Origin of the sequence: Paenibacillus sp. RC84, from assembly GCF_041260495.1 — a bacterium.
Classification (GTDB): domain Bacteria; phylum Bacillota; class Bacilli; order Paenibacillales; family NBRC-103111; genus Paenibacillus_F.
The window spans coordinates 312,079-324,863 of record NZ_JBGBYL010000009.1; the positions used below are offsets into that span (position 1 = coordinate 312,079).

General features: G+C 56.7%; 11 protein-coding genes. 10 read left to right on the forward strand and 1 reads right to left on the reverse strand.

What is annotated here, in order from left to right; translation table 11 throughout:
• Positions 1-8: 8 nt before the first annotated feature.
• From ABH899_RS21345 to ABH899_RS21385, 9 genes are all read left to right on the forward strand, one after another.
• Entirely contained in the window at positions 9-1,013 is a 1,005-nt protein-coding gene (locus ABH899_RS21345; RefSeq protein WP_370000365.1) for a DUF1702 family protein, read from the forward strand.
• Between the two features lie 43 nt (positions 1,014-1,056).
• Positions 1,057-1,953, forward strand: coding sequence for a YqaJ viral recombinase family nuclease (locus ABH899_RS21350; protein ID WP_370000367.1), 897 nt, complete (start codon positions 1,057-1,059; stop codon positions 1,951-1,953).
• Positions 1,954-1,965: 12 nt separating this feature from the next.
• Complete coding sequence (locus ABH899_RS21355; RefSeq protein ID WP_370000369.1) at positions 1,966-2,814, forward strand: RnfABCDGE type electron transport complex subunit D; 849 nt, start codon at positions 1,966-1,968, stop codon at positions 2,812-2,814.
• A gap of 157 nt (positions 2,815-2,971) precedes the next feature.
• Entirely contained in the window at positions 2,972-3,331 is a 360-nt protein-coding gene (locus ABH899_RS21360; protein WP_370000371.1) for a hypothetical protein, read from the forward strand.
• A gap of 106 nt (positions 3,332-3,437) precedes the next feature.
• Positions 3,438-5,507 (forward strand): bifunctional aldolase/short-chain dehydrogenase, encoded by a 2,070-nt coding sequence (locus tag ABH899_RS21365; RefSeq protein ID WP_370000373.1) that lies wholly within the window; start codon positions 3,438-3,440, stop codon positions 5,505-5,507.
• 381 nt (positions 5,508-5,888) lie between these two features.
• A complete protein-coding gene (locus tag ABH899_RS21370) occupies positions 5,889-6,650 on the forward strand; it encodes a DeoR/GlpR family DNA-binding transcription regulator (protein WP_218229045.1) in 762 nt (253 codons plus the stop codon).
• A gap of 130 nt (positions 6,651-6,780) precedes the next feature.
• Positions 6,781-7,524 (forward strand): (Fe-S)-binding protein, encoded by a 744-nt coding sequence (locus ABH899_RS21375; RefSeq protein ID WP_009677201.1) that lies wholly within the window; start codon positions 6,781-6,783, stop codon positions 7,522-7,524.
• Entirely contained in the window at positions 7,511-9,022 is a 1,512-nt protein-coding gene (locus ABH899_RS21380; protein WP_370000375.1) for a LutB/LldF family L-lactate oxidation iron-sulfur protein, read from the forward strand. The genes ABH899_RS21375 and ABH899_RS21380 overlap by 14 nt, the downstream gene beginning before the upstream one ends.
• Positions 9,015-9,767: a LutC/YkgG family protein gene (locus ABH899_RS21385; protein ID WP_370000377.1), complete on the forward strand. Its 753-nt coding sequence runs from the start codon at positions 9,015-9,017 to the stop codon at positions 9,765-9,767. Before ABH899_RS21380 ends, ABH899_RS21385 begins: the two co-directional genes overlap by 8 nt.
• A 277-nt stretch (positions 9,768-10,044) precedes the next feature.
• On the opposite strand, the gene ABH899_RS21390 is transcribed toward ABH899_RS21385, so the two are convergent.
• Positions 10,045-10,875: a D-alanyl-D-alanine carboxypeptidase family protein gene (locus tag ABH899_RS21390; protein WP_370000379.1), complete on the reverse strand. Its 831-nt coding sequence runs from the start codon at positions 10,873-10,875 to the stop codon at positions 10,045-10,047.
• A gap of 819 nt (positions 10,876-11,694) precedes the next feature.
• Here ABH899_RS21390 and ABH899_RS21395 point away from each other — a divergent pair.
• Positions 11,695-12,765: a hypothetical protein gene (locus tag ABH899_RS21395; RefSeq protein ID WP_370000381.1), complete on the forward strand. Its 1,071-nt coding sequence runs from the start codon at positions 11,695-11,697 to the stop codon at positions 12,763-12,765.
• Positions 12,766-12,785 lie beyond the last annotated feature (20 nt).

The window sequence follows — 12,785 nt, forward strand, 5'->3', positions numbered from 1 at the left end:
ATGGATCCATGCAGGTCATTGCAGTCGCAGCCGGAATAGGGGCATGCCTAGCCTTTCTTGCTCTCTTCATTTATCTGAAAGCTTTTCACCGCAGCATCCCGAAGATGGTCGCCAAATTTCCGCTCACGGGCAATGTCCATTACGACCGCAAATTCCCGCAGATTTTAAGAGCGTTCTTGTCCGGCAGCAACTGGACTTTGAAACCGGTATTGGGGATGCCCAAGCTGCGTGCCAGGCTGGAAAACCGTTTCGAGCCGTTCTACAAAGGGTTCGCTTACGAAGGGGCCGGCATGGGACTTGGGGTAAAATCCGCTTTATTCCCGTCCGGAGGCAGACGTTTCGAAGCTTACGTTCATCAGTTGTCGCCGGGATATCTGTATCAGTATTACGTGGGACTCGGATGGTACCTCACTATCCGGTACGGTTTCCGGTACCGGGCATACAAGCGCTGGATAAAGCAACTGGACCCAAGATACGCGCCCATTGTGTTCGATGGAGCCGGATTTAAAACCGCGTTGTTTCACTATAAGAAAAATAAACAGATTATTCAGAAATTTCAACATTTCCCGTTTCCCTACCAGCGCGTCTGCTACCAGGGTTTCGGCCGTTGTTTATGGTTTTTAACGGAATTCGATTTGCAAAAAACAGCTGCCGAACTGGAAAATTTACCTGCTGAATTCAGACATGATGCATATAGTGGAGTAGGGTTAGCCGCAGCGTACAGTTTTTTTGATCAGCTTGCGTTTGCGGCCCATGCGGATAAACAAATTCCGGAGCAATACCGGCCTTCTTTCCGGCAGGGGCTTGCTTTCGGCTGGGAGGCGCGCCGTTTGCAGGACCCCGTTTACTGGGACGAACAATTGGAGAGATACACCTATCCCGTCATTCTCAAAGTCACCGGATTTGTGGACCGTGTTCACGAGGCCGTGCAGCTGTTGGGGAAGGACGATACGGAAGCGGATTATTACTTGAGATGGATGGATACGGTGCGGAGTCTGCTTAAGGAAGAATAGCTCGTAACCGCAGCAGAAGCTGCCGGTGTAAAGGAGAGATGGTATGCGTGCGAAGAAGCTTGTGAATACCCGAGATCTTTCTTACGAGGAATGGCTCGCCTGGCGGAGACAAGGAATCGGCGGCAGCGATGCGGGAGCCGTCTGCGGAGCGGACAAATGGAAAACCGCTCTGGAAGTTTACCTGGATAAAACCGGAGAACTGCCTCCTTCGGAAGAGAAGGAAGCGATGAAGCTCGGCAGCAAGCTCAAAGATTTTATCGCACGGGAATTTACGGATCGGACCGGACACAGGGTGATGAGAAGAAACTGGATTTTTCAGCACCCGGAGCATTCTTTTATGCTGGCGGGCCTGGACCGCTGGGTGATTGGCTCTCATGCGGGTCTTTTATGCAAATCAACCGGCGAATTCAGCAAAGAAGAATGGGAGAACGGCCGGGTTCCCGCGAAGATTGATTTTCAGTGCCAGCACTATATGGCCGTTACGGGCGCGGATCACTGGTGGGTAGCCGTTCTGATCGGCGGCAACAAGTTCCGTACCGTGCGTCTGGAGCGCAGCGAAGAGCGGATCAAACGGCTTATCGACCGGGAAGCCGTATTTTGGAACGAGCATGTCCTGAGAAGAAGACCGCCGTCCTTCGACGGAACGGATGCTTCGTCCGATCTGCTGAACCGGCTGTATCCCCCGCCGACGAGCCGGAACTCGTCCGTGCGCCTGACGGAAGAAGCGGAAGGGTGGATTGGGCAGTACCGGCAGGGGGCCGAGGAAGAAAGGGCGGCGGCGCTGCGCAAAACGGAAGCGGAAAATAAGCTCAAGGGACTGCTGGGTGAACATGAGCAGGGCACGGTAGGCAACTACAAAGTGGAATGGAAAAGCATCAACCGGAAGTCGGACCGGTTCACCCCCTACAGGCGGTTTCAGATTTCAACCATTTCGAAATAACGGAGGAATTTCATGCGCAACGAAATGAATACGCATCTGCGTTCGGTCGTATCCTGGCGGGATTACCGGATTGACCCGAGATACTTTATTCTGGCGTTCCTGAGCAGCTTTGCGATAGCCGGGCAAGTGTACCTGGGCTTTTTCCAGAAATGGGATGCGGTTTTTGCGGCAGTCGTTTGTACCACGGGGACGGAAATCATTCTGAACCGGCTGAAAAATAAAACGTGGATATTTCCGCTCAGCGCCCTGATCACGGGAATCGGCATCTCTCTGCTGCTCAGTTCCAATCAGCTGTGGCCTTACGCGCTCACCGCCGTTATCGCGATCGCGCTGAAATATGCCATCCGTTTCAAAGGCGGGCATATTTTCAACCCCAACAACGTGGCGATGGTCATCATGCTCTACTCCCTGCCCCAGTATGCGGTGAGTACTCCCAAACAGTGGACGAACGGCATCGGCGTTATGATTCTGATCCTGTGCCTAGGCATCGTGGTGTGCTACATCGCCAACCGGCTGGATGCGGTGCTGGCTTTCCTCGGGAGCTTTACGCTGTTTGCGTTCGTGCGGCATTTCTTCTTCGGAGCGCCTTTGTTTGCGGCCCTTGGGCCCCTCATGGGCGCCTCCCTTCAACTGTTTGCCTTCTTCATGATCACGGACCCCAAATCCACGCCTGCGACAAGGAGCGCCCGTATCGCGTTTGCCTTTTTCGTGGCTCTGCTGGACGCCGTTTTCCGGATCAACCGGATTCCGAATCCGCAGTTCTACGCGCTGTTCCTTGTGTGCCTGGCCCTCATCATCCCATATCGGCTGTGGGCTTCCCGCAAAACGGCGCCGGAGCCGGGACTGACGGCAAACTCTTAAACAGAGGAAGTAAGAAGGAATGGAAATCCGACGATTAATTTTACAAAAGAGGTGAACGCCATGTGCCGCAACGGGACATGCAGGAGGGCTTTCAACGGCGGAGAGGGGACAGGCTGCGGCAGACACTGCGCCAACCTCCAGACGGAAGCCCATTCTAATGAAGGAACGGATGGTACAGAAGCAAAGCCGGCAAGCCGGTCCGCAAATCAGGTTGAAAAACAGCCGGAAAATCGGATGCCGAGCCGCACGGAAACTCGGCCGCAGCACAGGGAGCGAAGCGATGAACAGAAACAGGGGAAGCGCGACCGTCTCCCGGCCGACCATTTGCCATCGAGGTATTTCCTGCGCACGAAATATTTCAAGTATTGGGACTTCTGGGACCATTTCCGCTAAATCGCAAGAAGCAACCCGCAACCCAATAAAAAGACAGACAACTTCACAAAATAAAGACAAAGACAGGACGGGCCCTCCCGTTTTTGTCTTTTTTTATTTATCCAAAGAAGAAAAGCAAACATAAAAATAAATATTCAAAAACAAATAAAGATATGATACGATTAAATAAAAGAAAACAAGTGCAAGTAAAGCAAAACAATACTCGTTCAATTCCTGAGGAGGAGCACAAAATGACGGCAAATTTATGGGATGCGGAAGTCGCGGTAGGCGTTAAGAAAGGTTTGGACGAACTGGTGTACCGGTCGAACCTGCTCGGGTTTGACCGAACGGTCGCCAATTGGGGCGGCGGCAACACCTCGGCCAAAACGGCGGTCACCGATTTTCGCGGGCGGGAAATCGAGGTCATGTGGGTAAAAGGCAGCGGCTCGGACCTTGCGTCCATGAAAGCGGAAAATTTCACGGGCCTGCGCCTGGACGATATTCGTCCGCTTATGGAGCGGGAAGAGATGACCGACGAAGAAATGGTCGCCTATCTGGGACACTGCATGGTGAACAGTCGGCACCCGCGGGCTTCGATCGAAACGCTGCTGCATGCGTTTCTTCCTTTTAAACATGTGGATCATACGCATCCCGATGCCATCATCGCTCTCTGCTGCGCGGATAACGGCAAAGAGCTGGCGCGCGAAATATACGGCGACCGGTTTGTCTGGGTGCCCTATGTGCGTCCCGGTTTCACCCTTTCGAAAATGATCGCCAAAGGCGTACGCGCCAACCCGGGCGCCGAGCTTGTCCTGATGGAAAAGCACGGACTGGTCACCTGGGGGGAGACGTCGGCGGCCTGCTACAAGAAGACGATCGAAATTATCTCGGAGGCGGAAAATTTCATCGAATCGCGCGTGAATCGCGCTGCGCTGTTCGGCGGCGCGAAGTATGAAACGCTGGCGGACTCCGCACGCAGAGAGATCCTCGCGCAGGTACTGCCGGTCATCCGCGGAGCTGTCGGCGGGGAACGGAAGATGCTGCTGACGGCCGATGCCGGAGAAGATGTGCTGGCATTCGTGAACAGCCGCCAGGCGCAGGCGCTTTCCCAGGTGGGGGCCGCCTGTCCGGATCATCTCGTTCATACGAAGATGAAGCCGCTCTACGTGGATTGGAATCCCGCCGAAGCTGATGTTCCGGCCCTTATCGAAGCGCTGAAGTCCGGCATCGCCGCTTACAAGGAAGCGTACGAGGCTTACTTTGAACGCAACAGGAACGAGGGTGACGCGATGTTCGAGGCGGCGCCGAGAGTGATTCTGATTCCCGGCCTCGGGATGGTGAATACGGGCAAAAGCCGGGCAATGGCCCAAGTGAGCGGCGCCCTTTATCATCGTGCCATCGCCGTGATGAGGGGAGCGACGGCGCTCGGAAACTTCGTTTCGCTGAGTGAAAACGAGTCCTATAACGTTGAATATTGGCCGCTGGAGCTGTACAAGCTGACACTTGCCCCGGCGGAAGCCGAATTCTCCCGGAAAGTGGCGTTCATTACCGGCGGAGCGGGGGGCATAGGCGGCGCGGCCGCCCGCGAGCTGCTGAAGGGCGGTGCCCACGTCGTGCTGGCCGACCTGAATCTGGAGGGGGCGCAGACGCTGGCGGCGGAGCTTAACCGGCAGTACGGGCAAGGACGCGTCATAGCCGCCGCAATGGACGTTACACGCGAAGAACAGGTCGCGGAAGCATACAAGGAAACCGTCCTTGCCTTCGGCGGGGTGGACATTATCGTGAATAACGCCGGCCTGGCGACATCGAGTCCGTTTGAAGATACGACACTGAAAGAATGGAACCTGAACATGAACGTGCTGGGAACGGGCTATTTCCTCGTAGCGAGGGAAGCGTTCAAGATCATGAAGGTTCAGGGAACCGGCGGCAGCATGGTATTCGTCGGCTCGAAAAATTCCGTCTACGCGGGCAAAAACGCTTCCGCCTACAGCACCGCCAAAGCCGCCGAAATTCACCTGGCGCGCTGCGTTGCCGCCGAGGGAGGCGCCTACGGCATCCGCGTCAATTCGGTGCTGCCGGACGCCGTCCTCCAGGGCTCGGCCATCTGGAATTCCGGCTGGCGCAGCGAACGCGCCGCGGCTTACGGCATCGAGCCGGATCAGTTGGAGGAGTATTACCGCAAGCGGACGACGCTGCTCGTGAACGTGTATCCGCAGGATATCGCGGAAGCGATCGCCTACTTTGCCTCGTCAAAATCGGAGAAGACGACCGGCTGCATGCTGACCGTGGACGGCGGCGTTCCGGCGGCGTTTACGCGATAGCCGGAGGGAGGGCGTCGTGCCCGGCTATGCCGCCTCGTGGCGGAGGGACGGAACGTTATGCGGGGTGATGCAGGCTCGACGCATACGGCCGTGACGCCGCCCCGGTTGATGCCGCCTCGCTGTATACGGCCGTGACGTCACACCGGTTAATGCCGATTCGTTCCAGACGGCAATCGTCGTGCCCGCTCCGTCCCGCCTGTGCCGCCGCGGCCTTCGAGCGGCATGGGCGGCCGTCCGAAGGCCGTTCGTCTAGTCCCGTCCCGCCCGATATTGTACAATAAAAGAAACAGAGGCGAAGCCCGGACCATGCCTGCATCCGTGCGTACGGCAGAAGAACAGGCCCGCCTCGGCAAGAATGGAACCATGAAATGAGGATGCACGATGCTTGTAGCGGAAAGATGGCAGAAAATACTCGCGCTGGTCAATGAAAGAGGAAGCATACGGGTGACGGAGCTCAGCGAGCTGTGCGGAGTCACCGAGGAAACGATCCGGCGCGATCTCGACAAGCTGGAGAGCGAAGGCCGGCTGATGCGCAGTCACGGCGGAGCGGTCCGTGTGGGAGAATCCCAGCCCGAGATTCCGTTCAAGGAACGGGAAACGGTGCACGCGGACCTCAAGCGGAGCATCGCCCGGGAAGCCGTTAAACATATCCGGGAGAACGACCGGATCATACTCGATGCGAGCACGACGGCGTGGTATATGGCACAAATTTTGCCGGACGAACCGCTCACCGTGCTGACCAACTCGATTCAAGTCGCCGTGGAGCTCAGCTCCAAGGAGAAAATACAGGTCGTTTCCACCGGAGGCCGTCTTCTTCCGCAATCGCTTTCCTACGCCGGTCCGCTGGCCGAACGCTCCCTGGATACGTACCATGTCGATAAAGCGTTCCTGTCGTGCAAAGGCGTGCATGCGGCGCGCGGCATTTCCGAATCAAGCGAGCTGCAGGCGCTGGTCAAAGCCAAAATGGTCGCCATTTCCGACGAAGTTTTTTTGCTGGCGGACCACAGCAAGTTCGGTCTGCAGTCGTTTGCCCACGTCGCTTCATGGGAGCGGATCGGGCATGTCATCACCGATTCGGCGACGAGCGCGGACAGCTTGGAAGCCCTGCGCGAGAAAGGCGTAAAGGTTACCCGGCTTTCCTGAGCCCCCGCCGTATCCGCCCTGCCCGTTCCCCCATCTTATTATTCGCGGAGCGGAAAGGGCTTTTTTCAATCATTACAACGTATTTCTTCTATTAAAAGAGAGCGCTTTCAACCGAAAGGGGCGATTCATCTTGAAGGTTTCCTTATTTATCACCTGTTTGAGCGACCTCGTGTATCCCCGGGTCGGGCAGGCGATGGTGCGGCTGCTCGCCCGGTACGGCATCCGGGTCCATTTTCCGGAGGTGCAGACCTGCTGCGGACAGCCGGCTTTTAACAGCGGCTACTGGGACGATGCGCGCAAGTCGGCCCGGACTCTGCTGGAAGCGTTTGACGACAGCGACTTTGTCTTGTCGCCTTCCGGCTCGTGCACGGGCATGGTTCAGCATTATTATCCGAAGCTGTTTCAGGACGATCCGGAGCTGCTGGCCAAGGCGGAAGCCCTCCGGGAGAAAACGTACGAGTTTACGCAATTTCTCGTCGGCGTGCTGGGCGTTACGGATCTCGGTGCGGTGTTTCCCCACAGAGTCACCTACCATCCGTCCTGCCACGGCACGCGGCTGCTTGGCATCAAGGACGAACCGGCCTCCCTGCTGGAGCATGTGCGGGGCCTTGAACTTGTTCCGCTGCCTCATGCGGAGGACTGCTGCGGGTTCGGAGGCACGTTTGCCGTCAAAATGAGCGACATATCGGGCGCGATGGTCGCAGAGAAATCCGATCATGTCCTGGAAACGGAAGCGGAGGTGCTCGTCGGTCTCGATATGGGCTGCCTCATGAATATATCGGGGAATCTGCTGCACAGAGGCAGACCGGTTAAGGTCATGCATCTGGCGGAACTTTTGGAGGAAGGAGTGAGACGGGCCGATGAGCATGTCTAGCGGTGGGGGCAGTGTGAAAGACCGGGCGAAAATCGCGCTTAACAACGATTTCCTGCGGAAAGCCGTCAAGTTCACGACCGAGCGTCTGAAAACCGGCAAATTGAACGCGGCCGCCGAGCAGGGAAACTGGGAAGAATGGCGGGAGCGGGGACGGCAGATCCGCCTGCATACGATCGCTCATCTCGATTATTACCTCGGCGCCTTCGTTGAAAATGCGCGGGCGCAAGGCGTCCATGTCCACTTCGCGGAAACGGCGGAAGAGGCGGTCTCGATTACGATGGAGATCGCCCGGCACCAAGAAGCGAAGAGCGTCGTGAAATCCAAATCCATGGTATCCGAAGAGATTCACATCAATCGCGCGCTCGAAGAACTCGGCATTGAAGCCGTGGAGACGGACCTCGGCGAGTACATCATCCAGCTTGCGGGGGAAGCGCCGTCCCACATCATCATTCCCGCGATCCACAAAAACCGCTACCAGATCGCGGAGCTGTTGTCCGAAGAGGCGGGCGAAACGCTCCCGCCCGATACGGGCGTGCTCGCCGGCTTCGTGCGCCGGAAGCTGCGGGAGAAGTTCCTGGAGGCGGACATCGGAATGACCGGCTGCAATTTCGCCATCGCCGAGACCGGCTCCATCGTTCTCTTCGAGAACGAAGGCAACGGCCGGATGGTCAGCACCGTCCCCAAGACGCAGATCACCTTCATGGGAATGGAGCGGATCATTCCCACGCTGGATGATCTGGAGGTCATGGCGACGCTGCTGCCGCGCTCGGCCACCGGCCAGAAGCTGACCGTGTACATGTCGGTCATCTCCGGGCCGAGAAGAGAACCGGACGGAGACGGTCCGGAGGAGATGCACGTCATCATCCTGGACAACGGGCGCTCGCTTCAGCTCGGAGACCCGGATTTCCAGGAGCTGCTGAACTGCATCCGCTGCGGCGCCTGTCTGAATGCCTGCCCGGTCTACCGGCACATCGGCGGGCATGCGTACGGCGGCACTTACAGCGGTCCGATCGGGGCCGTCCTCACCCCGGCGCTTAACCGGAACACGGCCGAGTGGGACGATATCGCCGGTGCTTCGACCTTGTGCGGCGCCTGCTACGAGGCTTGTCCGGTCAAAATCCCGCTGCACGACATGCTGGTCTATTTACGCGGCCGCAAGGTCGAGAAGGGCCATGGGGATGCGGCGGAGAAGGCGGGAATGTCCGCTTTCGGTTATATCATGGCCGATGCCAAGCGCTTGAGGCGGGTTGCGGCGCTGGGCAGATTCGGCCAGCGGTTCGTGGCCCGCGGCGGCGTGATCAAAGCGAGAATCGGTCCGCTCAAGGGCTGGAACACGCACCGCTACGCCCCGGCGCTTCCGCCGAAGACATTCCGCGAGGAATGGAAAAGCCTCGCCGAAGAAGCCGCCGGAAGCCTGCCGGAGATGGACGCGGACGTGAAGAGCCGCATGGAGCGGATTATGGACGCCCGCCGGAAAGGGGGCGGCCGTCATGAGTAAATCCGCTGCCGATTTCCTGAACAGGCTGGAAGCCGAGTCCCGGCGGAAGCAGGAGGCGTTCTTGGGCGGCATCGCCTCCCGGCTGGGGCGTCCCCGGATAACGGAGCGCCCGGCAAGACCGTTCCGGGGAGCGCCTGACTTCTGGAACGCCGTAGATTTGGACGAAGAGGCGCGCATCCGTCTCTTTATGGATAACTGGCGCAAGGCGGGCGGTCATGCCGAGAAGCTGGCCTCCATGGAGGAAGCGGCCGCTTTCGTGCGGCAGTTGATCCGCGACCTGGAGGCGAGGCGGGTCATCCGCCAAGACCAGCCGGAGCTGGAGGCGATAGCGGCCGTGCTGGAGACGGCAGAGGGACTCGACCGCCTGACCGTCTGGAACGCGGAGCATGCCTCGGACGCGGAGAAGGAGGCCGGGCTGGCAGACGCTGCCGGAGCCGACATCGGGCTTGTGGCGGCCGATTGCGCCGCGGCTCATACCGGTACGGTCGTGCTGATGTCCTCGCCCCGCAAAGGCAGGAGCGTCAGCCTGCTTCCGGCGGTCCTCGTCGCGGTGGTTCCCGCCAGCCGGATGAAGATGCGTCTCGGCGAGGTGCTCCGTCCGCTCGACGGGCTGGCGGCCGGAGCGAGGCCGGCCGGGATTCATTTCGTATCGGGCCCGAGCCGTTCGGCGGATATTGAGAACGACCTTACCATCGGCGTGCACGGTCCCGGTATTGTCTATGCGCTTGTGGTGGAAGACTGCTAGCCGTCCCTGCCGGGACGGGCCGGTGGCTTGCCTGCGGGAGCAAACGAAAATTTTATGTAAATGAACTGCCGTTTCCGAGCGGCAGTTCATATTCGGTTCTTTCTTTTTATGCTGATACGCGCCAAAGGCCGGAGGCGTTTCAACTTCGCGCCAAGTCTGGCGTCGTCAGGCCGCAGCAGCCTGCCTGGCCGCACAAAAATGCCGCCCCTCAAAACAAGGGGCGGCATTTTCTCGTTATGACTCGGCAGGCTCCATTGCCCGTTCGATGAATCCGGCGTTATTTCGCTACCGGTACGGCATTCAGATACTCTTCCATCGTCGTGTTCTTCGTCTTGATGTCTTTGGCCATCTGGGTGCCGACATAGCGCAGGTGCCACGGCTCGTACTGATAGCCGGTGACGGATTCCTTGCCCTTCGGATAGCGGATGATAAACCCGTATTCGTGGGCGTGGTCTTCCAGCCACTTGGCTTCGGGCGTTCCGCCGAAGCAGTCTTCGGCCGCACATTTGCCTGTGCTGCCCGCAACGTCTATGGCCAATCCCGTTTCATGCTCGCTGTGTCCCGGTACGGCGCTGTATTTCTTGGCCGCGGCTTCGCCGTCCTTTTGTACGTAACGGTTGAACAGGGTCGTCTGCGTGGAGTGGGAGCGGTAAGCGGACACGCCGGCCAGCGGTGTCCCGTCTTTCTTGGCCGCGGCGAACATGTTTTCCAGCGCGCCTGCCGCTTCTTTGCGCATCATGCGCTTTTCGATTTTTTCGGCGAATACAAAATTCACATCCGGGTACACCAGATCGGAAGGTTTGTACGTGTCCGGAAGCTTGAATTGTTTGTTAACCAGCACGGTCATGCTTTCCGGCTTGGCGGCCACCTGCTCCGCACCGTCCGTTCCTTTCGAAGTGGAAGCCGGTGTCGGCGAAGTCGGCGGCTTGCTCGTGCTTCCCGGTACCGCGGACGGACTTGCGGAAGGCGAAGTTACCGCTGACGTACCCGGAGTCGACGTGGCGGCCGGGGAGTTCCCGCCCGTTTCCTTGCTGTTCTCGCAGCCGGCGAAGAGCGCGATGGCGGAAGCCAGGATCAGAAGCCGGGTGATTCTTTTTTTCGGGGTCATGGTAGTTCCTCCTTGAATTAAAAAAAAGGCGCATCCTTATGCGGGACAGGCCCGAAATACAACACGTTTTATTATACCTTACGCGGGTTGAAAAACCCAACGCGGGGCAATTGTGACTAAGCGGTGAAAACACTATCATCTTGCCATTTCATTCGCTACAATGGGGGTAACAAGAAGGGAGGCAGCAGCTATGATGATCGCATCTCTGATTATCGGCCTGGCTTTGGCGGGTCTGATTTTATGGGCGACGATTTGGATCACCAATAAGGCATACTCCAGAAAATGGGAAAATCCCGACGAGGATTGAATCCGGGATACCCGGCGGTTCCTGCCCGGGGCCCGACTCCGCCGTCCGGGGTAAGGGCATTTTCGTTTCATGCGTTATCCGTAAGAGAGAGAAGGTCAACAGCAATTGTCGGGGATAAGCATAAGCCGCATGTGACGGAGCGGACGCCTTCTTTGCTCTTTCAATTCTTCCGTTTTGCAACCATCGGTTTTACCTCCTCCATAAGCGTTATGCTCTATATTCGCTCTTTTTGCGGAAAAGGTTCGGTTATTCCGGGCCGAGTATGTCCATACACCGCGAAAAACCATGTGACCCGGATATTCATCCGGTTCTAACCCCCGCATAGGGCGCCAATTTCCAAAATAAACCGTTCCTGGCGTTTCACACCTTCCCCATTCGGGTTAACTCCAAATAGGGCAGGATTTCTTCAATTTCCTCCTTTATACAAATTTTTGTCTTTGCTTCCTGTGGAAGCTGTATTATAATCGTTCATGTTCTTAATTATCGTGAGGGATAGAGAGAGGAGAAATCGTGTGAACAAGAAAATTTGGATGTCTGCACTCGTATTACTGTTGACTTTTACTGTCGTATTGGCGGGTTGCGGCAAAAAAGAATCACCGAAAACGGCTTTGGAGGAATCCTATACCGCTGCTTCTAACATGAACAGTGCGGATTTCAACATGAATATGACCTTGAACCTGGATTTCCCGGAATCCGCGCTTAAAGCGGATCCGAGCTTGGCGATGGGAGCTAATTTCCTGAAAAACCTGGATGTTACGGCTAAAGGTGTTTACCAGGCCGATCCTATGCAGCTGGAAATGACGCTGGAAGCCAACCTCAAAGGCGACATGCCGATGAAGATTTCCCTGCCTATGGTTATGACCAAAGACAAGATGTATGTGAAAGTTCCGAACATTCCGCTTCTGCCTATTCCGAAAGACACCGTCGGTAAATACATCGTCGTGGATGTCAACGAGCTGAATCAGACGACGGACGGCAAAGTGAACGTAAATGCCATCGACGTGAAGAAACAGCAGCAGTTCGGTCAAGACGCGATGAAAATCTTTACGACCAACTTTGACGAAAAAACGTACTTTGTCGATGTGGATAAGAAAAACGCGGGACTGCCCGAGAGCGTAGACGCGAAACAAGTCGTGAAATTCCAGATTACCAACGAGAACCTGGAACCTACCATCAAAACGATTGTCGAGAAGGTAGCTCCGCAGCTTCTGGATCTCGTGTCCAGCGACAAGTATAAAGACATGCTTCAAGTCGATCCGGCCGAAATCGAGAAGGCAAAGAAAGAACTTGCCGCCGGTTCGAGTAAGGAAGATACCCAGAAGGCGATCGATGAGCTGAAAAAAGTACTGAAAATCAACGAATTCAACATTTTGACGGCTATCAATAAAGATAAATTCCCGGCTTATCAGGAAATTAACGCGAACCTGGACGTCACCGATGAAAAGCAGGGTACGTTCAAAGTCGGTACGAAAATCAAAACGGAGTACAGCAATATCAACAAGAAGGCTAACCTTCAGCCTCTTCCTACCGATACGCTGACTATCGAACAATTTTCGCAAAAAATGCAAGCTTCCGGCATGTAATAATCGCTCCGGTCGCGCGC